The organism is Streptomyces sp. NPDC043685 (genome assembly GCF_056436585.1).
Map to the genome: position 1 here is coordinate 19,003 of NZ_JBWKCH010000001.1, position 23,002 is coordinate 42,004.

General features: G+C 71.7%; 19 protein-coding genes and 1 pseudogene. 12 read left to right on the forward strand and 8 right to left on the reverse strand.

What is annotated here, in order from left to right; translation table 11 throughout:
• The first annotated feature begins 196 nt into the window (after positions 1-196).
• The 5 genes and pseudogenes from hemB to AC0665_RS00120 all read left to right on the forward strand — a co-directional run bounded on the left by hemB (position 197) and on the right by AC0665_RS00120 (position 6,595).
• Positions 197-1,195: a porphobilinogen synthase gene (gene hemB, locus AC0665_RS00100; RefSeq protein WP_468414663.1), complete on the forward strand. Its 999-nt coding sequence runs from the start codon at positions 197-199 to the stop codon at positions 1,193-1,195.
• 521 nt (positions 1,196-1,716) lie between these two features.
• Positions 1,717-3,324 (forward strand): helix-turn-helix domain-containing protein, encoded by a 1,608-nt coding sequence (locus tag AC0665_RS00105; protein WP_478704137.1) that lies wholly within the window; start codon positions 1,717-1,719, stop codon positions 3,322-3,324.
• 105 nt (positions 3,325-3,429) lie between these two features.
• On the forward strand, positions 3,430-4,332 hold the full coding sequence (locus tag AC0665_RS00110; RefSeq protein ID WP_468635204.1) for an SAM-dependent methyltransferase: 903 nt from the start codon (positions 3,430-3,432) through the stop codon (positions 4,330-4,332).
• A gap of 126 nt (positions 4,333-4,458) precedes the next feature.
• Positions 4,459-5,676, forward strand: a complete 1,218-nt coding sequence (locus AC0665_RS00115) for an aminotransferase-like domain-containing protein (RefSeq protein ID WP_478704138.1) — start codon at positions 4,459-4,461, stop codon at positions 5,674-5,676.
• Positions 5,677-5,748: 72 nt separating this feature from the next.
• Positions 5,749-6,595: pseudogene (locus AC0665_RS00120) on the forward strand (arylamine N-acetyltransferase family protein).
• Positions 6,596-6,669: 74 nt separating this feature from the next.
• Here AC0665_RS00120 and argS read toward each other — a convergent pair.
• Positions 6,670-8,433 carry an arginine--tRNA ligase gene (gene argS / locus AC0665_RS00125; RefSeq protein ID WP_478611303.1) on the reverse strand — a complete coding sequence of 588 codons (1,764 nt, stop codon included), beginning with the start codon at positions 8,431-8,433 and terminating at the stop codon, positions 6,670-6,672.
• A 149-nt stretch (positions 8,434-8,582) separates the two neighbouring features.
• Between argS and lysS the strand changes: the two genes are divergently transcribed.
• Positions 8,583-10,331 (forward strand): lysine--tRNA ligase, encoded by a 1,749-nt coding sequence (lysS, locus tag AC0665_RS00130; protein ID WP_478704139.1) that lies wholly within the window; start codon positions 8,583-8,585, stop codon positions 10,329-10,331.
• A 43-nt stretch (positions 10,332-10,374) separates the two neighbouring features.
• Here lysS and AC0665_RS00135 read toward each other — a convergent pair whose 3' ends face one another.
• From AC0665_RS00135 to AC0665_RS00145, 3 genes are all read right to left on the reverse strand, one after another.
• Complete coding sequence (locus tag AC0665_RS00135; RefSeq protein WP_468635212.1) at positions 10,375-11,652, reverse strand: DUF2637 domain-containing protein; 1,278 nt, start codon at positions 11,650-11,652, stop codon at positions 10,375-10,377.
• A gap of 88 nt (positions 11,653-11,740) precedes the next feature.
• Positions 11,741-12,622, reverse strand: a complete 882-nt coding sequence (locus AC0665_RS00140; RefSeq protein WP_478704140.1) for a DUF3558 family protein — start codon at positions 12,620-12,622, stop codon at positions 11,741-11,743.
• 134 nt (positions 12,623-12,756) lie between these two features.
• Positions 12,757-13,575 (reverse strand): DUF3558 domain-containing protein, encoded by an 819-nt coding sequence (locus AC0665_RS00145; protein ID WP_468414681.1) that lies wholly within the window; start codon positions 13,573-13,575, stop codon positions 12,757-12,759.
• A gap of 171 nt (positions 13,576-13,746) precedes the next feature.
• On the opposite strand from AC0665_RS00145, the gene AC0665_RS00150 reads away from it, so the two are divergent.
• Positions 13,747-14,940 (forward strand): RtcB family protein, encoded by a 1,194-nt coding sequence (locus AC0665_RS00150; RefSeq protein WP_478704141.1) that lies wholly within the window; start codon positions 13,747-13,749, stop codon positions 14,938-14,940.
• A gap of 5 nt (positions 14,941-14,945) precedes the next feature.
• Here the strand turns inward: AC0665_RS00150 and AC0665_RS00155 are convergent, their stop codons facing one another.
• Positions 14,946-15,722: an SDR family NAD(P)-dependent oxidoreductase gene (locus AC0665_RS00155; RefSeq protein ID WP_478507535.1), complete on the reverse strand. Its 777-nt coding sequence runs from the start codon at positions 15,720-15,722 to the stop codon at positions 14,946-14,948.
• Between the two features lie 116 nt (positions 15,723-15,838).
• Here AC0665_RS00155 and AC0665_RS00160 point away from each other — a divergent pair, with 116 nt between their 5' ends.
• A complete protein-coding gene (locus AC0665_RS00160) occupies positions 15,839-16,273 on the forward strand; it encodes an ester cyclase (RefSeq protein ID WP_468414685.1) in 435 nt (144 codons plus the stop codon).
• Between the two features lie 18 nt (positions 16,274-16,291).
• On the opposite strand, the gene AC0665_RS00165 is transcribed toward AC0665_RS00160, so the two are convergent.
• Positions 16,292-16,627, reverse strand: coding sequence for a YnfA family protein (locus tag AC0665_RS00165; protein WP_468414687.1), 336 nt, complete (start codon positions 16,625-16,627; stop codon positions 16,292-16,294).
• Positions 16,628-16,736: 109 nt separating this feature from the next.
• On the opposite strand from AC0665_RS00165, the gene AC0665_RS00170 reads away from it, so the two are divergent.
• The 3 genes from AC0665_RS00170 to AC0665_RS00180 all read left to right on the forward strand — a co-directional run bounded on the left by AC0665_RS00170 (position 16,737) and on the right by AC0665_RS00180 (position 20,067).
• Complete coding sequence (locus AC0665_RS00170) at positions 16,737-17,813, forward strand: LLM class flavin-dependent oxidoreductase (RefSeq protein WP_468414689.1); 1,077 nt, start codon at positions 16,737-16,739, stop codon at positions 17,811-17,813.
• 115 nt (positions 17,814-17,928) lie between these two features.
• A complete protein-coding gene (locus AC0665_RS00175; protein ID WP_363120890.1) occupies positions 17,929-18,648 on the forward strand; it encodes a response regulator transcription factor in 720 nt (239 codons plus the stop codon).
• Positions 18,649-20,067 carry a sensor histidine kinase gene (locus tag AC0665_RS00180; RefSeq protein WP_468414691.1) on the forward strand — a complete coding sequence of 473 codons (1,419 nt, stop codon included), beginning with the start codon at positions 18,649-18,651 and terminating at the stop codon, positions 20,065-20,067. It begins immediately after the preceding gene.
• A 571-nt stretch (positions 20,068-20,638) separates the two neighbouring features.
• Here AC0665_RS00180 and AC0665_RS00185 read toward each other — a convergent pair.
• Positions 20,639-21,439 carry a GNAT family N-acetyltransferase gene (locus AC0665_RS00185; RefSeq protein WP_478611284.1) on the reverse strand — a complete coding sequence of 267 codons (801 nt, stop codon included), beginning with the start codon at positions 21,437-21,439 and terminating at the stop codon, positions 20,639-20,641.
• A 141-nt stretch (positions 21,440-21,580) separates the two neighbouring features.
• Positions 21,581-21,919: a MerR family transcriptional regulator gene (locus AC0665_RS00190; RefSeq protein ID WP_468414695.1), complete on the reverse strand. Its 339-nt coding sequence runs from the start codon at positions 21,917-21,919 to the stop codon at positions 21,581-21,583.
• 680 nt (positions 21,920-22,599) lie between these two features.
• On the opposite strand from AC0665_RS00190, the gene AC0665_RS00195 reads away from it, so the two are divergent.
• Complete coding sequence (locus tag AC0665_RS00195) at positions 22,600-22,959, forward strand: hypothetical protein (RefSeq protein ID WP_363120894.1); 360 nt, start codon at positions 22,600-22,602, stop codon at positions 22,957-22,959.
• Positions 22,960-23,002 lie beyond the last annotated feature (43 nt).

The window sequence follows — 23,002 nt, forward strand, 5'->3', positions numbered from 1 at the left end:
CGGGTACGGAGGGACGGCGGCGGCGAGCGAGGGGGCCGTCGGGGTCCGTGTCCTTGTCGATTTCAGGATGGACCTGGGGGTGTGGGGGCGCATGTGGGGGCCTGGGCTCCGGGGGGCGCTCGGCGCCGCATGCCCGCGGCAGGGGCCGACAAGGCGTCGGTATCGGGGGGTTTGGGGCGGGCGTAGCGTAGAGGTCATGACGACGTACGGATCTTTCCCCGGTACTCGGCCGCGGCGGTTGCGGACCAACCCCGTGATGCGTCGGATGGTCGCCGAGACCCGGCTGCACCCCGCCGACCTCATCCTCCCGGCCTTCGTGCGGGAGGGCGTCAGCGAGCCCGTGCCGATCGGGGCGATGCCCGGGGTCGTGCAGCACACCCGGGACAGCCTGAAGAAGGCCGCAGCGGAGGCCGTGGCGGCGGGGATCTCCGGGATCATGCTGTTCGGCGTGCCGGAGGAGTCCAAGAAGGACGCGCTCGGGACGCCGGGGACCGACCCGGACGGGATCCTCCAGGTCGCCCTGCGGGACGTGCGGGCCGAGGTGGGCGACGACCTGCTCGTCATGTCCGACCTGTGCCTCGACGAGACGACCGACCACGGGCACTGCGGTGTGCTCGACGCGCAGGGGCGGGTCGACAACGACGCGACCCTGGAGCGGTACGCGGAGATGGCCCAGGTGCAGGCCGACGCCGGTGCCCATGTCGTCGGGCCCAGCGGGATGATGGACGGGCAGGTCGGGGTCGTCCGCGACGCGCTCGACCAGATCGGGCGGGAGGACGTCGCGATCCTCGCCTACACCGTCAAGTACGCCTCCGCCTTCTACGGGCCGTTCCGGGAGGCCGTCGGCTCCTCGTTGCAGGGCGACCGGAAGACCTACCAGCAGGACCCCGCGAACATCCGGGAGTCGCTGCGCGAGCTCGCCCTCGACCTGGAGGAGGGCGCCGACATGGTGATGGTCAAGCCGGCCGGGCCCTACCTGGACATCCTCGCCCGGGTCGCGGACGCCGTGGACGTGCCCGTCGCCGCCTATCAGATCTCCGGCGAGTACGCGATGATCGAGGCCGCCGCCGAGAAGGGCTGGATCGACCGGGACCGGGCGATCCTGGAGGCGCTGACCGGCATCCGCCGGGCCGGTGCGCGCAGCATCCTCACCTACTGGGCCACCGAGGTGGCCCAGAAGCTCAAGGAGCAGTAGGTCTCAGGCGTCAGCAGGACAGCGCCTCGTCCCTCTCGGGCAGCCAGTAGGTGACCGTGAGCGTGCTGTCGTATTACACGCCCTTGGCGGGCAGGGCCGGGATCGCGGAGGGGCCGCCGTCGCGGGACCGGCCGGGCGGTGACGGTGGTGTGGGAACCGTTGCAGGAGACGCCGGTCACCGCGGTGCCCTTCCCGGCGTTCCCCTTGTCCTTCGCCGCCGCCTGCGCCTCCGTCGGGCCGCTGCCCGTTCCCCGCGTGCCCGTCGGGCCGCTCGTGTCCTTCCCGCTGCTTGTGTCCTGGGTTTCCTTTCGGACAAAGGCAAGGGGTGAGCAGGCCCGAGTGGGTCGCTCTGCTGGAGCGCCCGGAGCGGCGTGCTTGGATGATCTGAGCTTGTGCGGTGATCCGTCCCGGCTGCCACACCCGGCGACGATCAGGGGCGTCGGAACGCCCGCACAGGCTCTGACCAGGGAGAGCGGTCATTCCCTGGAGCGGGGGAACGGGACACGGGGCATGGAGGAACGGTGTCGGAAGGCACGGCTGCGGCTGAGTTCGCCGCGCGGCTGGGGGAGTTGAAGGAGCGCTCGGGGCTGAGCTACGGGGTGCTCGCCAAGCGGCTCCACATGAGCACGTCGACACTGCACCGGTACTGCAACGGGGACGCGGTGCCGACCGATTACGCGCCGGTGGAACGACTCGCCCGGCTCTGCAAGGCGTCACCCGTCGAACTCGTCGAACTGCACCGGCGGTGGGTGCTGGCGGATGCCGGCCGGGTGCGCAAGGGGAGCGGCGCGACGGCTTCCGGGGTGATCTCTGCGGGTGCGGCCTCTGCGGGTGTGGCCGCTGCCGAGGTGGCCTCCGGGGGTGCGGCCGCTTCCGGGGTGGCCTCTGCGGGAGTGGCTTCCGGCGAGGTGGCCTCCGGGGAAGGGGCCTACGGTGACGAGCCCTCCGCCGGAGTGGTCTCCGCCGAGGTGATCCCCTCCGGAGGGGCCCCGGGCGAGGGGGCCTCGGTTCCGGTGGCTTCCCCGCAGGGCCCCCTTCCGGCGGTGGCCGATGCGCAGGCGGCCTCCTCCGGCGCCGGCCCGCTCACCTCGGGAGCCGACGGCCCGACGGCAGGCGGTTCCACGGGAGCGGGCGGCTCGGGTGAGCCCCGGCGGCGACGCCCTCGCCGTACCCTTCTCGCCGGTGTCGCCGCGGCCGTGGCCCTCGGCGGGGTCGGTCTCGCCGTGGCCGTTCCCTCGGGCGGGCCGGACGACGACGGGCGGCGCGGTGCGGCGGCGGCCTCCGGCCGTGCCGACGGGCGGACGGACCGGGACGCGGCGGCCTCCCTCTCGCCCTCGGCCGGTTCGTCCACCGCGGGCGGCGCGAAGAAGGGCAGGGGGGAAGGGGGGAAGGGGCAGAAGGCGGCCTCCTCGTCCCCCGCCTCACCCTCCGCCGACAACGGCAACGGCAAGGGCGACGGCAAGGGCACCGGGACCGGCACTGGTGAGGACCGCCCCGGGCGGGACACCGCCTCCGGTGCCGCTCCCCTCACCGTGCACACACAGCCGCACGCCTGGGAGAGCCCGTGTTCCCAGCGCTACCTGGTGAATCTGCCGCCGGAGCGGGTCGGGCCGCCGCCGCCGGAACAGGACGCGCCCGGCTGGGTCGCGGCGACGGGGGCCGTGCCGTCGGGGGAGCAGTTCCTCAAGCTGACCGTGCAGGGGACGGGGAAGGAGACCGTGGTCGTCGAGCGGCTGACGGTCCGCATGGCGGGCAGGCGTGCGCCGCTCGCCTGGAACGACTACGCCATGGCGTATCCGGGCGTCGGCTGCGGTGGTGGGGTGCCGACCCGGTTCTTCACGGTCGCTCTCGACGCCGCGCGCCCGGGAGTCGTGCCCGAGGCGGGGCACGCGGACTTCCCCTTCAAGGTGAGTGAGAGCGACCCGGAGGTGTACTACATCCGGGCCGACGCCTCCGCGTACGACGTCAGCTGGTACCTGGAGCTGACCTGGTCGAGCGGCGGCCGGACGGGCACGCTGACCGTGGACGACCACGGCCGGCCCTTCCGCACGAGCGGCAACAACGGGCGCCCGGCGTACGAGTTCCCGCTGGGCGGCGAGAAGTGGGTCGAGGAGGGGACCACGCAGTAGTCGGTCCCGGGCGATCGTACGGGCACCACCAACTCGGTTGAACCGTTAGGTTGTTGACCGTCGTAGTGGTTGCTGATTGAACAATCAACTCTCAGGGAGACGTCCATGTCCGGTGACGCCCTCAGCCAGGACCCCGCCGAGCTGCGGAGGAGGATCGACAGCAGCAAGGCGCACCCGGCCCGGGTCTACGACGTGTTCCTCGGTGGCAAGGACCACTACGCCGCCGACCGGGACGCGGCCGCCGCCGCGCTGGCCGCCAACCCGCGCGGCTACCTCGACGTACGGCACAACCGCGACTTCCTGCGGCGTGCGGTGACCACGCTCGTCGAGCAGGACGGCATCCGGCAGTTCCTGGACATCGGGACCGGGCTGCCCACCGCCGAGAACGTGCACCAGATCGCCCAGCGTCTCGCGCCCGAGTCGCGGGTCGTGTACGTCGACAACGACCCCGTGGTGCTCGCCCACGCACGCGCCCTGCTGACCAGCGGACCCGAGGGGCGTACGGACTACATCGACGCCGATCTGCGTGACCCGGCCCGCATCCTCGAACAGGCCGCGAAGACCCTGGACTTCGACCGGCCGATCGCGCTGTGCCTGGTCGCCATCCTGCACTTCGTCGCGGACGAGGAGGCGTACCCGCTGGTGCGCGGACTGCTCGACGAACTGCCCTCCGGCAGCCGGCTGGTGCTGAGCCACCTCACCGAGGACCTCAACCCCGAGAACATCCGCGCCGTCCAGCGGACGTACACCGAGCGGGGGTTCACCTTCGTGCTGCGCTCCCGGGCCGACGTCGAGCGGTTCTTCACGGAGAACGGTCTGGAGATCACCGACCCGGGCGTGGTCCCCGCGCACCGCTGGCGGCCCGACCACGCCGCCCCCGTCCCCGAGCAGCCGGAGGAGTCCTTCCTCGCCGGGCTTGAGGACATCGAGAAGGTGCGGTACAGCGACATCAACGACGTCACGGACGCGGACATCAACGTGTACGCGGCGATCGGCGCCAAGGGCTGAACCGCCGGCTCCGGGGCCGCCTCCGCGCGGTCTCGGCGTCCGGATCCCGGAAACCTGCTTGTAGGGGGCACGTAGGTGCCTAGGCTGCGGGGCAGCAGGCGTCACCGCAGCCCGAGGAGCCGTGTCATGAGCGTCGCCGAGTCCCTGCCCACCCACTCCGCCGTGCCGCCCCTGGCCGCGCGGGCGCGGGCCGTCGGCGGCTCCCCCGTACGGGACATCCTCGCCGTCACCGCCCGCCCCGAGGTGATCAACTTCGCGGGCGGGCTCCCGGCCCCGGAGCTGTTCGACGCCCAGGGCATCGCCGCCGCGTTCGAGGCGGTGCTCGCCGAGGCGCCCGCGCGGGCGTTGCAGTACTCCACGACCGAGGGCGAACCCGCGCTGCGGGAGGCACTGGCCGCCCGCACCACCGCGCGCGGCCTGCCGACCGGCCCCGACGACCTGCTCGTCACCACCGGCTCCCAGCAGGCCCTCTCACTCCTGGCCACCGCGCTCCTCGAACCCGGGGACACCGTCCTCGTCGAGGACCCCTGCTATCTGGCTGCACTCCAGGCGTTCGGCTTCGCCGGGGCCCGGATCGTGGCCGTGCCCGGCGACGAGCACGGCGTCGACCCCGAGGCGCTGGAGGACCTCGTCGTGCGCGAGCGGCCCAAGCTGCTCTACACCGTGCCCACCTTCCAGAACCCGACCGGCCGGACGCTGCCCGCCGCACGGCGCGCCGCCGTGGCCGCCGTCGCCGCCCGGCGCGGACTGTGGATCGTCGAGGACGACCCTTACGGCGAACTGCGCTACGACGGCGAGCGCGTGCCGTGGATCGCCGCCCACCCGGGCGCCGAGGACCGGACGGTGCTGCTCGGCAGCTTCTCCAAGGTCATGGCGCCCGGGCTGCGGCTGGGCTGGCTGCGGGCGCCCGGGCGGCTGCGGCGCGCCTGTGCCGTCGCCAAACAGGCCGCCGACCTGCACACCCCGACCGTCAACCAGCTCGCCGCGGCCCGCTACCTCGCCGACCACGACCTCGACGCCCACGTCGCCCGCGTCGCCGGTGTGTACCGCGAACGCCGCGACGCGATGCTCGCCGGACTGGCCGGGGCGCTGCCCGAGGGGTCGGTCTGGAACCGGCCCGAGGGCGGCATGTTCCTCTGGGCGCGCCTGCCCGAGCCGTACGACACGACCGCCCTGCTGGAGCAGGTCGTCCGCCGGGACGTCGCCTACGTCCCCGGCGCGCCCTTCTACGCCGGCCCGCCCGACCGCACCACCCTGCGCCTGTGCTTCGTGACGCAGACCCCGGAGGAGATCGGGGAGGGGCTGCGGAGGCTGGGGACGGGGCTGCGCGGCCGGACGTCCTAGGGCGAAAGACCGAGTGGCGGCTCATGCCGCGGACCGCGGACCGGGCGGACGGGCCGCGGTTACGGTGACGCCATGTCCGACTCGACGCACTTCGACCTCGAGGCGTACCTCCGGCGGATCGGATGGGAGGGAGAGCGCCGGGCCGTCCCGGCGACCCTGCGCGGTGTGCACCCTGGCGCACATGCGGGCCATCCCGTTCGAGAACCTGGACGCGCTGCGCCGTACAGCCCCCTCCCTCGCTCTCGCCGACCTCATGGCCAAGCTGGTGCACAGCAGACGCGGCGGCTACTGCTACGAGCACAACACCCTGTTCGCCCACACCCTGGAGACGCTGGGCTTCCGGGTGACGCGGCTGGCCGCCCGGGTCGTCCTCGGCGCCGACAGCATCGCGAGCCGGCCGCGCACCCACATGGCACTGCTGGTCGAGGTCCCCGGCGAACCCCGGCCGTATCTCGCGGACGTCGGCTTCGGGGCGGTCGGGGCGCTGCTTCAGCCGGTGCCGCTGGTGGCGGACACCGAGTTCGAGGGGGCCGGGCGGCGGCACCGGCTGGTGCACGCGCCACACCACGGCCCGCTGCGGATGTGGGTGCTGGAGGCCCACGACCAGGGCAAGAACGCCTGGATCGCGCAGTACGCCTTCACCCTGGAGCCCTTCGAGGCACCCGACTACGACGTCATCAACTGGCACGTGGGCACCAACCCCCGCTCGCCGTTCACCCGGCGCCTCTACGTCCAGCACGTCAGCGCCGACCGCCATCTGCTGCTCGACGGGCCGCTCCTGACCAGGACGCGAGCCGACGGAACCGTCACCGAGCGGGAGCTGACCGGTGAGAGGGAGGTGCGGCGGCTGCTGGAGGAGGAGTTCGGGATCAGCGCACCCGACGGAATGGCACTGCTGCCAGGCGACCCGCCCCGCTGACGACGGCCCTCACCACGCCCGAGGGCGGCACTCCACGGGGGAGTGCCGCCCTCGGCCTGTACGGGGCCCGGGTCTCAGAGCCGCTCGGGCGTCCGGATGCCCAGCAGGGCCATGCCCCGCTGGAGGGTGCGGGCCGTGACGTCGCAGAGGAACAGGCGGTTCTCGATCTGCTGCGGCGTCTCGGCCTTCAGCACCGGGCACTTGTCGTAGAACGTCGTGTAGAGCGACGCCAGCTGGTACAGGTACGCCGCCAGCTTGTGCGGGGCGTGCTCCGCCGCCGCCTCCGCCACCGTCGCCGCGAACGAGTCCGCGTGCAGGCCCAGCGCGCGCTCCGCCTCGTGCAGCTCCAGCTCGGGGTGGGCGACGGGGCGGGAGGCGCCGGCCTTGCGCAGGATCGACTGGATACGGGCGTAGGCGTACTGGAGGTAGACGGAGGTGTCGCCGTTGAGCGAGACCATCTGGTCCAGGTCGAACTTGTAGTCGCGGTTGGCCGACGTCGACAGGTCCGCGTACTTCACCGCGCCGACGCCCACCTGGGCGCCCCGCTCGGCGATCTCCTCCTCGGACAGGTCCTGGGCCTTCTCGCGGACGACCGCCGAGGCACGGTCGATCGCTTCGTCGAGCAGGTCGACCAGGCGGACCGTCTCGCCCTCACGGGTCTTGAAGGGCTTGCCGTCCTTGCCGAGGACCGTGCCGAAGGCGAGCTGGACCGCCTCGACGTCGTCGTTCAGCCAGCCGGCGCGGCGGGCCGTCTCGAAGACCATCTTGAAGTGGAGCGACTGGCGGGCGTCCACCACGTAGAGGAGCGTGTTCGCCTTGAGGTGGAAGACGCGGTCGCGGATCGCCGAGAGGTCGGTGGCCGCGTAGCCGTAACCGCCGTCCGACTTCTGCACGATCAGCGGGACCGGCTTGCCGTCCGGGCCCTTGATGTCGTCGAAGAAGACGCACAGCGCGCCCTCGGAGCGGACCGCGACGCCCGACTCCTCCAGCAGGCGGCAGGTCTCCGCGAGCATGTCGTTGTAGCCGGACTCGCCGACGATGTCGGCGTCCCGGATCTCCATGTCCAGCTTCTCGAAGACGGAGAAGAAGTAGATCTTCGACTCGTCGACGAACTTCTGCCACATGGCGAGGGTCCGCGGGTCGCCCGCCTGGAGGTCCACCACCCGGCGCCGGGCACGCGTCTTGAACTCCTCGTCGGAGTCGAACAGCGCCCGCGAGGCCTTGTAGAGACGGTCGAGGTTCGACATCGCCTCCTCGCCGGAGACCTCCTCGGCCTTGTGGTCCAGCTCGTGCGGGTGCTCCTCCAGGTACTGGATGAGCATGCCGAACTGGGTGCCCCAGTCGCCGATGTGGTGACGCCTGACCACGTTCTCGCCGGTGAACTCCAGCAGCTGCACCACCGAGTCGCCGATCACCGCGGACCGCAGGTGGCCGACGTGCATCTCCTTCGCCACGTTCGGCTGGGCGTAGTCGATGACCGTGGTGCCCGGCCGCTCCGCGCGCGGCACGCCGAGGCGGCCGGTGTCGTCGGCGTAGCGCGCGGCGAGGTTCCCGGTGATGGCGCGGTCGGTGACGGTGATGTTCAGGAAGCCGGGGCCGGAGACCTCGACGTCCTTGATCAGCTCACCCGACTCGACCCGCGAGACGACCTCGGTGGCCAGCTCGCGCGGGTTGGCCTTCTCCTTCTTCGCCAGGGCCAGGATCCCGTTGGCCTGGAAGTCGGCCCGGTCGCTTCGTCGCAGCAGCGGGTCCGCGGAGCCGGCCTGCGGCACGGCCGCCGACAGGGCCGCCGCGAGGCGCTGGTGGACGGAGTCGCTGAGGGACGTGACCGAGGCCATAGGTAAGGGTGCCGTTCTCCTCGAGGGAATCGATAGACAGGCCCAGTATCCCATGCGAGGTAAAGCCGTTTTCCGGCCGCGGAGGGGTCTGGGACAATGATGCGGTCAGCCGTGCGACCGTACCGGCTGCCCGATGCAGAAAGAAGGACGTGCCGATCGTGGCTCAGAGCACCGAGACCACCGACTGGGTCTCCCGTTTCGCGGATGAGGTCATCGAGGAGTCGGAGCGCCGGGCCCCGGGCAAACCCGTCGTCGTCGCGTCCGGCCTGTCGCCGTCCGGCCCCATCCACCTGGGGAACCTGCGCGAGGTCATGACCCCGCACCTCGTCGCCGACGAGATCCGCCGCCGGGGCCACCAGGTGCGCCACCTGATCTCCTGGGACGACTACGACCGGTACCGCAAGGTGCCCGAGGGCATCCCCGGTGTCGACAAGGCGGAGTGGGCCGAGCACATCGGCAAGCCGCTGACGTCGGTGCCCGCGCCCAAGGGCTCCTCGTACGCGAACTGGGCCGAGCACTTCAAGGCCGCGATGATCGAGTCGCTGGCCGAGCTGGGCGTGGAGTTCGACGGGATCAGCCAGACCGAGCAGTACACCTCCGGTGTGTACCGCGAGCAGATCCTGCACGCCATGCGGCACCGCGGCGACATCGACGCGATCCTCGACCAGTACCGCACGAAGAAGGCCCCGGCCAAGAAGCAGCAGGGGCAGAAGCCGGTCGACGAGGCCGAGCTGGAGGCCGCCGAGGGCTCCGGCGCCGCCGCCGAGGACGACGGCAGCTCCGGCTCCGCCGGCTACTTCCCGTACAAGCCGTACTGCGGCAACTGCGAGAAGGACCTCACCACCGTCACCTCCTACGACGACGACTCCACCGAGCTGACCTACGCCTGCACGGCGTGCGGCTTCTCGGAGACGGTCCGGCTCAGCGAGTTCAACCGCGGCAAGCTGGTCTGGAAGGTCGACTGGCCGATGCGGTGGGCGTACGAGGGCGTCGTCTTCGAGCCCTCCGGCGTCGACCACTCCTCGCCCGGATCGTCGTTCCAGGTCGGCGGGCAGATCGTGGGGATCTTCGGTGGCAAGCAGCCGATCGGCCCCATGTACGCCTTCGTCGGCATCTCCGGCATGGCGAAGATGTCGTCCTCCAAGGGCGGTGTGCCCACCCCGGCCGACGCCCTGAAGATCATGGAGCCGCAGCTGCTGCGCTGGCTGTACGCCCGCCGCAGGCCCAACCAGTCCTTCAAGGTCGCCTTCGACCAGGAGATCCAGCGGCTCTACGACGAGTGGGACCGCCTGGACGCCAAGGTCGCCGACGGCAGTGCCCTGCCGGCCGACGTGGCCGCGCACGCGCGTGCGGTGGGTACGGCCGCCGGTGAGCTGCCGCGTACGCCCCGGCCGCTGCCGTACCGGACGCTTGCGTCCGTCGCGGACATCACCGCCGGGCACGAGGACCAGGCGCTGCGCATCCTCAGCGAGCTGGACCCGGAGCAGCCGCTGACCTCGCTGGAGGAGGCCCGCCCGCGCTACGACAAGGCCGAGGCCTGGATCAACACCCACGTCCCGGCCGACCAGCGCACCATCGTGCGCGACGAGCCGGACGCCGAGCTGCTGAAGTCGCTCGACGAGCAGGGCCGCGAGTCGCTGCGGCTGCTGCTCGACGGGCTGGCCGAGCACTGGTCGCTCGACGGGCTGACGCACCTGGTCTACGGCGTGCCGAAGGTGCAGGCCGGCTTCTCCGCCGACGCCACGCCGAAGGAGCTGCCGCCGGAGATCAAGACCGCCCAGCGGTCCTTCTTCGCGCTGCTGTACCACCTGCTGGTGGGCCGGGACACCGGGCCGCGGCTGCCCACGCTGCTGCTGGCGGTGGGTCAGGACCGGGTGCGCGCGCTGCTCGGCCGGTAGCCGCCGCGGTGAGCGAAGGGGCCCTGATGTCAGGGCCCCTTCGTCATGCGATGTGCTCGTCCGTCAGCTCCGCGTTGAGGCGGTTGGAGAAGCGTTTCATCATCCGCTTCACCTCGGCCTCGTCCAGCGCGATGCCGTACGTGGCCTCGACGTCGGAGATGAACCCGCGCGGGGTCGGCGCTCCGTTGCCGCCCTTGGTCGACTCGCGGAAGACCTGGTAGTAGTCCTCCTCGGACGGCTCCGGCGGGCCGCCGCCGTCGCCCAGCTCGCGGGTGCGCCCCGGGCCCACGGGGATGGGGAAGCCGCCGGTGTCCTCCGGGGAGGGCTCCTGTTCGAACTGGGCCTGGTACTGCTCGGCCTCCTGCTGCTCCGCGATCCACTGGGCGTACTGCTCGTCGGGGTCGTAGTCCGGGTCGTAGCCGCCCTGGTACTCGACGTCGCGCGGCGTGTTGAACCACGGGCTCTGCTCGGGCTCCGGGACACTCTCCGGCCGCCCGGTGCCGGGGTCGCCCTCCAGCTGCGGCCGCTGCCCGGCGGACGGCGCCGCCCGCTGCGCAACGGGCTCCGGAGCGGTGGCCCGGCTGTCCTGGGCCCCGTCGTCCTGCTGCGGTGCCGGGGGAAGCAGCGCCGGTTCGATGCCCGCCGCCGCCAGCCCCGCCGGGGCCGTCTTCGCCAGCGGCACCCCGTAGCGCGCCAGCCGCAGCGGCATCAGGGACTCCACCGGCGCCTTCCTGCGCCACGCCCGGCCGAACCGGGACCGCAGCCGCGCCTGGTAGACCAGACGCTCCTGCTCCAGCTTGATCACCTGCTCGTAGGAGCGCAGCTCCCAGAGCTTCATCCGGCGCCACAGGAGGAACGTGGGGACGGGGGAGAGGAGCCAGCGGGTGAGGCGGACGCCTTCCATGTGCTTGTCGGCGGTGATGTCGGCGATACGGCCGATCGCGTGCCGGGCCGCCTCGACCGAGACCACGAACAGCACCGGGATCACCGCGTGCATGCCCACACCGAGCGGATCCGGCCACGCGGCGGCGCCGTTGAAGGCGATCGTCGCCGCCGTCAGCAGCCAGGCCGTCTGACGCAGGAGGGGGAACGGGATCCTGATCCAGGTGAGGAGCAGATCCAGGGCCAGCAGGACGCAGATGCCCGCGTCGATGCCGATCGGGAAGACGTAGGCGAAGTTCCCGAAGCCCTTCTTCAGGGCCAACTCGCGGACGGCCGCGTACGAACCGGCGAAGCCGATTCCGGCGATGATCACGGCACCGGCCACGACCACGCCGATGAGAACGCGGTGCATCCGAGTCAGCTGCAGTGGCGCGGCCACCCGTACTCCCCTCCCCTTGCGTGTTGTTGCGCGCAACAGGGTGGCACACATGTGCGGGGGACGGGTGGCCGGTTCCCGTCGGGGCTTGTCAGCTCTTCGCCACGGGCTTCTTCGACGGCGAGGCCGAGGCGTCCTTCGAAGGCTCGTCCGAAGCCTGCTTGGAGGGCGACTTGGAGGCCGACTTGGAAGGCGACTTCGAGGGCGACTTCGACGGGGTGCCGTCCGCCGTGCCGCCGCCCTTGCCGTTCGCGGCCGACACCGCCTCCACCGCCTCCTTGGCGGCCTTCTTCGCGTCCTTCAGCAGGTCGTCACCGTTCGGCGTCTTGTCACCGGCCAGGCCCGCGCCGTTGTAGTCGAGCGTGACGACGACGTTCTCGACACGCGCCACGATCGTCTGCTGCTTGAAGGTGCCTTCCTTCTTCTTCAGGTCGTAGTGCACGGCCGTCGCCTGGTCGCCCGTGCCGGTCACCGGCTCCGTCTTGACGCTCTTCGCGTCCTGGACGGCCTGGGCCTCCTGGACCTGCTTCTCGAAGTACTCCTGGGCCTGCTTGTCGGCCGGGCCCCGGTTGACGTCCGACTCGAAGCGCAGCATCGACACGTTCATCCAGCGGAACTGCGAGCCCTTGACGCCGTTGTTGTCGAGGCTGTTCCAGGAGCAGCTGACCCGCGTGGAGATGTCGTCCGACTTGCCCTCCTTGCCGGACTTGCTCTCCGGCACGAGGTCCTTCAGCGTCTTCTTCGACACCACCTTGCACGGCTCCGGAAGCTTGCCGTACGCCGCCGCCTGCACGGTCGGCGACGGGCTCGCGGACGCCGACGGCGCGGTCTTGCCGGCCTTGTCCGTGCTGTCGCCGGAGCCGGAGTCCGAGGAGCAGCCGGCGGCGACCAGCATCACGGGGACGGCGGCCGCGCAGACAAGGGCGCGGTGGAGGCGCTTCGCTCGCTGGTCTCGCTCTACTCGTCGCTGCATGGTTCCTTCACTCATGACGCTCGTGGTTCCCTGCGGTCGGAACGGGTCCGAGTGGTCACGGTACGCGGTGAGGCCACGGTGTGTTCTTCCTTCGCGTGCTTCGCGGCCGCCCGTGAAGGGGCCGTGAAAGGGCCTCAGTCGCTCAGCGCGTCCGCCAGTCGGGAGGCCAGTTTCTGCGCCCTGTCCTGCATTTCCTTGCTGTCCGGGACGACACCGACGGTCGCAGGCTGCTCCGCGTACTCGATGGTCACGATGACGTTGGACGTGCGGAACGCCACAGTCACCGTGCGCTGCTCGGCCGTCGAACCCGAACTGCTCAGGGCGTCGTCGAGGAAGGCCTCGTCGCCGAGGTCCTCCAGCACCCGGGGCTGGAGCTCGGTCGGGGCGACGGAGGGGGACGCCGACGGCGAGGACGAACCGGAGGGGGAGGCCGAGCCGTTCGGGGACGCGGCCGAACCGCCCGACGGGGTGCCGGGGGTGGGTGCCGTCCCGGTGGCGGTCGGCTCGGGCAGGTGCGCCGAGGCCTCCTGCTCCGCGAACAGCCGCTGGGCCTGGCTGTCGTCACTGACGGAGTTGTCGTAGGAGACGACCCGTTCGAAGTCGATCAGCAGATGGTCGGTGGCCTGCGGGGAGTCCACCTTCCAGCGGCAGCCGACCTTGCGGTCGGTGTCGAACGTGCTCGTCGGCTCGCCCTCGTAGGCCCTCTCGCGCTGCTCCACGTCGCGGATGGTCCGGATGCCGGGGAGGAGTTCGTCGAGGGTGCTCTCGCCGACCGCGGAGCAGGGCTCGGGAAGCGTGCGGTAGCGGCCGGGTTCGGCGGCGGGGGACGCCGTGCCGGTGTCGCCCGGGTTGGCGTCGTCCGTCGAGCCGTCGTCGGCCGAGCCGCCGGTGCAGCCGGCCAGTACCGCCGCGAGGAGCACGGCGATACCGGGTGCGTACGCCTTCCGTTGCACGTGGTGGCCCCTCTCGACACGGATATTGGCTTGCCGCCCCAGGGCGGGCGATGAACACAATGTCTATCGCACGCGCTGCCGTGGACGCCGGTCCGATTTCCCTTTCGTCGACTTTGGCTCCGGTATTTGCTGTTGAAGGCTTCTGTTCGTTTACGGGGGATCGAGGGCGTTATGTCATATGTAGAAATGCCGGGTGCGAAGGTGCCGATCCGGATGTGGACCGACCCGGCCTCGGTCGAGGAGGCGGCGCTCCAGCAGCTCCGCAACGTCGCCACCCTGCCGTGGATCAAGGGCCTGGCCGTCATGCCCGACGTCCACTACGGCAAGGGCGCCACGGTCGGCTCGGTCATCGCGATGAAGGACGCGGTGTGCCCGGCGGCGGTGGGCGTCGACATCGGCTGCGGGATGTCGGCGGTGAAGACGTCCCTGACGGCGAACGACCTGCCCGGCGATCTGTCCCGGCTGCGGTCGAAGATCGAGCAGGCGATCCCGGTGGGCCGGGGGATGCACGACGACCCGGTCGACCCGGGGCGGTTCCACGGGCTGGCCACCGCCGGGTGGGACGACTTCTGGGCGCGGTTCGACGGGGTGGCGGAGGCGGTCAGGTTCCGCGCGGAGCGGGCCGCCAAGCAGATGGGGACGCTCGGCGGGGGCAACCACTTCGTCGAGGTGTGCACGGACACGACGGGTGCCGTCTGGCTGATGCTGCACTCCGGGTCCCGCAACATCGGCAAGGAGCTGGCCGAGCACCACATCGGCGTGGCCCGGGGGCTGCCGCACAACCAGGGCCTGGTCGACCGCGACCTCGCCGTCTTCGTCGCGGACACCCCGCAGATGGCGGCCTACCGCAACGACCTGTTCTGGGCGCAGGAGTACGCGAAGCACAACCGCTCGATCATGATGGCGCTCCTGAAGGACGTGATCCGCAAGGAGTTCAAGAAGGCCAAGCCCACCTTCGAGCCGGAGATCAGCGCGCACCACAACTACGTGGCCGAGGAGCGCTACGACGGGATGGACCTGCTCGTGACCCGCAAGGGCGCGATCCGGGCCGGCTCCGGCGAGTACGGGATCATCCCCGGCTCCATGGGCACGGGTTCGTACATCGTGAAGGGCCTCGGCAACGCCAAGTCCTTCAACTCGGCCTCGCACGGCGCGGGCCGGCGCATGAGCCGCACCGCGGCCAAGCGCCGGTTCACCACGAGGGACCTGGAGCAGCAGACCCAGGGTGTGGAGTGCCGTAAGGACTCCGGTGTCGTCGACGAGATCCCCGGCGCCTACAAGCCGATCGAGCAGGTCATCGATCAGCAGCGGGACCTGGTGGAGGTCGTGGCGCAGATCAAGCAGGTCGTCTGCGTGAAGGGCTGACTGACCTAGGACTCCCGGTGCACCTTCGTGTTCGACGCCTGGGCGCGGGGGCGGAGGACCAGGAGGTCGACGTTGACGTGGGCGGGGCGGGTGACCGCCCACGTGATCGTCTCGGCGACATCGTCGGCGGTGAGGGGCTCGGCGACGCCCTGGTAGACCTTCTCCGCCTTCTCCCTGTCGCCGCCGAAGCGGGTCAGGGCGAACTCGTCCGTCTTGACCATTCCGGGGGCGATCTCGATGACGCGGACCGGCTGTCCGACGATCTCCAGGCGCAGGGTCTCGGCCAGGACATGGGCGCCGTGCTTGGCGGCGACATAGCCACCGCCGCCCTCGTAGGTGCCGTGGCCGGCGGTGGAGGAGACGACCACGACCGTGCCGTCGCCGCTCGCGATCAGCTTCGGCAGCAGGGCCTGGGTGAGGTTGAGGGTGCCCAGGACGTTCGTCTCGTACATCCGGCGCCAGTCGTCCGGGTCGCCGGTGGCGACCGGGTCGGCGCCCAGCGCGCCGCCCGCGTTGTTGACCAGCACGCCGATCGTCTTGAAGGCGGTGGCGAACTCGTCGACAGCGGCGCGGTCCGTGACGTCCAGGGGGTACGCCGTGGCCTGGTGCCCGGCCCTGGTGATCTCCTCGGCCAGGGCCTCGATGCGGTCCTTGCGGCGCGCGGTCAGGACGACGCGGTAACCCGCCGCGGCGAGCTGCCGGGCCGTGGCGGCGCCGATGCCGCTGCTCGCACCCGTGACGACGGCGATACGGGAGGCTGCGGGCGGGGCGGCGGGGGCCATGGGAGCTCCTCGGGCGTGGTTGCGGGTGATCGGCGCGCAGGCGCTCCGGTCAGGATAGGCGGGCGCCGCGGTGGGAGAATGGGGCTGGGTGATCCCCTGTCTCCCGGAGGTGGATCATGGGCGAGGCACGTGAGGTCATGGACCGGCTCACGGACGCGGTCACCACGCACGCCGATCCGAAGGTGTTCGGCGAGCTCTACGCCGAGGACGCGGTCGCCTTCACCCCCGACGAGGGGGAGCTGCGTGGGCGCGACGCGATCGTCGAGTACTGGCGGGCGATGACCGAGGCGGTCCCCGAGGCGACGTTCGAGGTGCTGCACTCCTACGAGGCCGGTGACACGGCCATCGACGAGGGGATCTTCAGCGGGCGGAACACCGGGCCGCTGGAGCTGCCCAACGGGGAGACGCTGGCGCCGACGCAGAAGGAGGTCCGCATCCGCGGGGTGGACATCGCCACCGTGAAGGACGGGCGGATCGTCGACTACCGGCTGTACTTCGACGAGATGGACTTCCTCGGGCAGCTGGGGCTGATGCCGGACGAGCCGTTCTGAGCCGCCCGAGGGGTCGGGTCAGTGTCCTCGCGGGGCGTACATGATGACCGCCATGCCCGCGAGGCAGACCAGCGCGCCCGTGATGTCCCAGCGGTCCGGACGGTAGCCGTCCGCGACCACGCCCCACAGGATCGAACCTGCGACGAAGATCCCGCCGTAGGCGGCCAGGACGCGGCCGAAGTGGGCGTCGGGCTGGAACGTCGCGACGAAGCCGTAGGCGCCGAGCGCCAGGACGCCGCCGGCCGCCCAGAGCCAGCCCTTGTGCTCGCGCACGCCCTGCCAGACGAGCCAGGCGCCGCCGATCTCCAGGAGGGCGGCGAGGACGAAGAGGGCCGCGGAGCGCAGGACGAACATGACGGCCAGCTTCGCACGGCCTCCTGGCAGCAGCCCCGGGAACAGCCCCGCGGGGGCCGCTGTTCTCCGGGTATAGTTGAAGCGTAAACAACCTGGAGGGTGAGCGATCATGCAGTTCGGGATCTTCAGCGTCGGCGATGTCACGCCCGACCCCACCACCGGCCGGACCCCGACCGAGCGCGAGCGGATCAAGGCCATGGTCGCCATCGCGCTCAAGGCCGAGGAGGTGGGGCTCGACGTCTTCGCGACCGGAGAGCACCACAACCCGCCGTTCGTGCCCTCGTCCCCGACCACCATGCTCGGCTACGTCGCGGCCCGCACCGAGCGGCTGATCCTCTCCACGGCCACGACCCTGATCACCACCAACGACCCGGTGAAGATCGCCGAGGACTTCGCGATGCTCCAGCACCTGGCCGACGGCCGGGTGGACCTGATGCTGGGCCGCGGGAACACCGGCCCGGTCTACCCCTGGTTCGGGCAGGACATCCGGCAGGGCATCAACCTCGCCGTCGAGAACTACGCCCTGCTGCACCGTCTGTGGCGCGAGGACGTCGTCGACTGGGAAGGGAAGTTCCGCACGCCCCTGCAGGGCTTCACGGCCACGCCCCGCCCGCTGGACGGCATACCGCCGTTCGTCTGGCACGGGTCGATCCGCTCCCCGGAGATCGCCGAGCAGGCCGCCTTCTACGGCGACGGCTTCTTCCACAACAACATCTTCTGGCCGGCCGACCACACCAAGCGCATGGTCGAGCTGTACCGGACGCGCTACGCCCACTACGGACACGGCACACCCGAGCAGGCGATCGTCGGCCTCGGCGGGCACGTGTTCATGCGGAAGAACGCGCAGGACGCGGTGCGCGAGTTCCGCCCCTACTTCGACGTCGCGCCGGTGTACGGGCACGGGCCGTCGCTGGAGGACTTCATGGACCAGACGCCGCTGACCGTCGGCTCCCCGCAGCAGGTCATCGAGAAGACGCTGGCCTTCCGCGAGTACGCCGGTGACTACCAGCGCCAGCTGTTCCTGATCGACCACGCCGGGCTGCCGCTGAAGACCGTGCTGGAGCAGATCGACCTGCTGGGCGAGGAGGTCGTGCCGGTGCTGCGCAAGGAGTTCGCCGTGGGCCGTCCGGCCGATGTCCCGGACGCCCCGACCCACACGGCCCGGCTCGCCTCCGCCCGGGGGTGAGAGGACGGTAGGCCCCGGCTCCCGGTTGCCCGGGCCCGGTGAGAGGGCAGTAAGAAGGACGCTCCGACGCAGCGCACAGGGCACCCGGGACCCCGCGGCTTGGCACACTGGTCGCGTGCCCCACACCGTGCTGCTCGCCGAAGACGACCGCGCCATCCGCCATGCCCTGGAGCGTGCCCTGACCCTGGAGGGCTACCAGGTCATGGCGGTCGCCGACGGTGTCGAGGCGCTGGCGCAGGCCCACCGCAACCGCCCGGACGTGCTCGTCCTGGACGTGATGATGCCCGGCATCGACGGCCTCCAGGTGTGCCGGGTGCTGCGCGCCGAGGGCGACCGGACGCCCGTGCTGATGCTGACCGCCCTGGTCGAGACCGCCGACCGGATCGCCGGCCTCGACGCGGGCGCCGACGACTACGTGGTGAAGCCCTTCGACGTGGAGGAGGTCTTCGCCCGGCTGCGCGCCCTGCTGCGCCGCACCGGCCCGGCCGGTGCCGGGAGCGCACCGGCGGCCGAGGCGCCCAAGCCGCCCCCGGAGCGGTTCATCGAGGCGGCCGGCATCCGCATGGACCCGCAGGCCCGCCGGGCCTGGCGCGGCGCCCGCGAGCTGGAGCTGACCCGCACCGAGTTCGAACTGCTGGAACTGCTGGTGCGCAACGCGGGCATCGTCCTCGACCACTCCACCATCTACGACCGCATCTGGGGCTACGACTTCGGGCCCGGCTCGAAGAACCTCGCCGTCTACGTCGGCTATCTGCGCCGCAAGCTCGACGAGCCGGGCGCGCCGCAGCTGATCCAGACGGTGCGCGGCGTGGGTTACGTGCTGCGGGAGGACTGAGTGGGCCGCCTGCGCCGGCTGCTGACCGGCCGGCGGCCGAAGCTGGTCTCCCTGCGCACCACGTTCGCGGTGTCGTTCGCGGCGGTGACGGCGGCCGTGACGATCCTGGTCGGCATCCTGTCCTACAGCGCCGCCGCCCGGCTGGTGCGGGTGGACCAGCAGACGGTGTTCGACGAGGTCGTGCAGGACCTGCGCGACGAGGTGCGGCAGAACCACATGACGCCCGGTGACTTCTCGTCCGCCGCGCCCGGCCACGACCTGGTCCGCCCGGCCCGCACCGACGTGCAGGTGCTCGGCCCGGACGGGCACGTCGTCGACGCCGGCAGTCCGGGGCTGCCGGTCACCGGCACCGACGCCCGGATCGCCGCGGCGGCCGTCTCCGGGCGGGTGGCCGAGCACAAGGACGTCGACGTGGGCAACGACGTCTACCGCGTCGCGACCGTCTCCCTCGGCGGCGGCCGGGGCGCGGTCCAGGTCGCGCAGGAGTTCAGCGACGTCGAGGACCTGCTGCGGGCGCTCCAGCAGCGCACCCTGCTGCTGATGGCCGCCGTGGTGATCGGCGCCGGGCTGTTCGGCTGGTGGCTGGCCCGGCGGATCACACGCCGCCTGGTGGTGCTGACCGACGCCGCCGAGGACGTCGCCCGCACCCGCCGGCTGGGCATCCAGGTGCCGGTGGCCGGTCACGACGAGGTGGGCCGCCTCGGCCGGGCCTTCGACCGCATGCTGGGCCGGCTCGCGCAGTCCGAGGAGGACCAGCGCCGCCTGGTCCAGGACGCGGGCCACGAGCTGCGCACCCCCCTCACCTCGCTGCGCACGAACATCTCCCTGCTGCGCCGGATCGACGAACTGCCGCCCGGGGCGCGCGAGGAACTCGTCGCCGACCTCGGCCAGGAGGCCCGGGAGCTGACCGACCTGGTCAACGAGCTGGTGGATCTCGCGGCCGGGCAGTCCGACACCGAGCCGCCGCGCCGGCTGGACGTCGCCGACATCGCCGAGGAGGTGGCGGGACTGGCCCGGCGCCGCAGCGGCCGGGAGATCCTGCTGCGCGCGAGCGGCGACACCACGACCGACGGGCGGGCCGGGATGCTGACCCGGGCGCTGTCCAACCTCGTCGAGAACGCGGTGAAGTTCGACCAGGGCGGCCGGGCCCCCATCGAGATCGTGATCTCCGGACCGGCCCGGCCCGGCAGGATCCGGGTCGAGGTCCTCGACCGCGGCCCGGGCATCACCGACAGCGACCTCACCCGGGTCTTCGACCGCTTCTACCGCGCCGCCGACGCCCGCTCCCTGCCCGGATCCGGCCTGGGCCTGTCCATCGTCCGCGAGGTGGCCCTGGCCCACGGGGGAGCGCCCTTCGCGTTCCGGCGGGAGGGCGGCGGGACGGCCATCGGGTTCACGGTGGGCGGCGGGCTCGACTGACCGCGCGGGGGCCGGGGTGGGGGCGGCTGGTTCGCGGTCGCGTCGGGTGCCGGGGTGGGTGCGGTCGGTTCGCGGTCATGCCGTGGCCCGGGGGGTGGGTGCGGCTGGTTTGCGGTCGCGTCGGGTGCCGGGGTGGGTGAGACCGGTCTGCGTCGCGTCGTAGTCCAGGGTGGGTGCGGCCGGTCTGCGGCCACGCTGTGCGCCGGGGTGGGTGAGGCCGGTCTGCGGTCACGCCGTACACGGGGTGGGTGCGGCCGGTCTGCGGCACGTCGTGCGCCGGGGCGGGGGGCCGGTCTGCGGTCACGCCGTAGCCCGGGGCGGGTGCCGCCGCTCCGTGGTCACGCCGTAGCCCGGGACGGGTGCGGCCGGTTAGCGGTCAGACTGTGCGCCGGGGCGGGTGCCGTCGGTCTGCGTTCACGCCCTGCGCCGGGGTGGGTGAGGCGGTCTGCGTCGCGTCGTAGCCCGGGGCCGGTGCCGCCGGCCGCCGCGTCAGCGGCTCGGCCCGGCTTTCGCGCACCGGCACCGCCGCAACCTCCGGGCCCGGGCCGGGTGTTGCGGCGGGGTGGGCCGGTCAGTCCCCGAGGGAGTAGAACCGCATCGGGGAGTTGGGGCGGAACCCGATCCGCGGGTACACGGGCGCTCCGGCGGCGGTCGCGTGCAACGTCGCCCGGGTCAGCCCGGTGGCCCGGGCCCCCTCGTGGAGCGCCTTGCGGGTCACGGCCTCGCCGTAGCCCCGCCGCTCCCACGCCGGGTCGGTGGCGACCAGGGCGACGAAGAGCCGGCCGTCGGCCTCCAGCGTGGCGGCGCAGGTCACGGGCACCCCGTCCCGCAGGCCCAGGTAGGCGAACACCCGGCTCTTCCACAGGGCGGAGCCGTCGAGTCCGTCCCGCCCGTCCTCCAGCGGGAATCCGTAGGCACGCGCGTTGATGTCCGCGTAGGCCCGCAGCAGTTCGTCGTCGGTCACGCGGACGAAGGTCAGCTCGGGGTGGACGGGCTCGGGAATCGGCAGCAGGTCTCCCGCCATGCCGGTGCCGGGGAAGGCGTAGCGCAGACCCGCCTGTTCGGCGGCCTCATCGAGTCCGGCGTGTGCGTGGGGGTCGAGCAGGTCCTCGAAGACCCACAGAAACCCGGGGTGGGTCTTGGACCGCATGATCTCGGCGGTCTCGTTCAGCCGCTGCTTCAGCAGCCCGGCGTCCGCGCCGACGTCGGTCAGGGTCAGGCAGTTCCAGAAGGCGAACCGGCAGTCGGCCCACCGCACGGCGATGCCCGGCAGGTCCCGGACATCGGCGCGCGGGTCCCGGTCGAGCACCAGGGCCCGCCAGGCCGTGGCGAGCTGTTCCATCGATTCGATCGAGTCCGCGAGATCACGCACAAGGGCCCCCTCAGGTCACGGTCGGGGACGGCCGCCGTACTCGTCCTGGCCGTCCCGGGGCCCCCGGTACGACCCCACGACTCGTACCGATCCTGCCCGTCGGGGGAGGGGCACTGCGCGTCACATTCCGGCCATCACACCTCAGGCGGCGGTCGACGGCTGGGGCGTTCCACCGGTGCGGCGCTGTTCGGAGTTGAGGCGCCGGGCTTCTTCGAGCTGGTCTTCGAGCCTGATGATCCGGCAGGCGGCCTCGATCGGCGTGCCCTGGTCGACGAGTTCACGCGCGCGGGCGGCGATGCGGAGCTGGTGGCGGGAGTAGCGGCGGTGGCCGCCCCGGGAGCGCAGTGGTGTGATCAGCCGGGCCTCGCCGATGGCGCGGAGGAAGCCGGGGGTGGTGCCGAGCAGTTCGGCGGCCCGGCCCGTGGTGTAGGCGGGGTAGTGGTCGTCGTCGAGACGGCCCAGTGACTCGTCTGCTGTCATCTCACCTCTCTGATGGAACACACGTCGAGGGGCCCTGGCGCCGTACGGCACCAGGGCCCCGAAGGAACTGCAACACCATCTGCCGGCCCTAATACCTCGCCGGCCTTCTGTTTCCGCCCTGCCGTCCGGTACTGCGACGGGGGTGCGGGGATCGCGTATGCGTGACCGGAGACCACCTGCCTATCGATGTCCTGCGGTACCCGGACCCATGTCGTGCGTCCGGGCGATCCTGATGGCGCTCGAGTCCTCCGTTCTTCCCTCTGAATCGATCACTTGCCAAACGGGAACTGCGTACTGCGGATGGCGGCCCCTCATCCCGCGGGCCACCCGGTCCGGTCGTCAGTCTCGTCGCCGTCGTACAACCACCTGGCTTCGAAACTCCACCACCGGACCGTCATGCGGGCACTGCTGCCCGGCAGTTCGTGTCTGCCGGGCTTCACTGGATCTCGGCTACGAGAGAAACGATAAAGAGTCCGTCGGAGAATGTCTACTCCAGCGAGCATAGATTTTGCTCCGCTCGGAGGTGAGGGTGTCCCGTCGGCCGGTCGCCGCGCGCGGAGGATCGCCCGCAGCGCCGGAGCTCCCGGAGCCTCCGGAGCCCTCACCAGGGGCGCCCGTTCCGTCTCGGAAGTGCCACCGGCCGAGGCGTCCGGACGGGCCGGTGCATAGAATCCGGTCCCATGCGGAAGCCTGACGAGCTGATCGTTGACATCGCTGCCCTTGTGGAGTCCGGGCAGAGCAACCAGATGTCGTTGACCGTGGTCGCCGGTGGTGCTGTCATCACCGGCCGGCTGGCTCCAGAAGCCGTGTGGCGGCAGAGGGTGTCGGAGGTGCTGACCGGCTCCGCCCGGCTCGGCGAGTTCTCCACCGTCTTCGACACCCCCACGAAGAAGGACGGACCGCCCACGCACCTTCACTTCCATGTGGCCCGGATCCTCCAGGGCACGGTGGGGATCCCGGAGACGGGCGGGATGTACCGGGTCGCCATCGAGGATGTGAGCGCCTGGACCGTGGGGGACTTCAGCTACTCCGACCACTGACCCGCCGCCCGCCGGGGACGGCACAGCGCGCGGTGACAGCCCT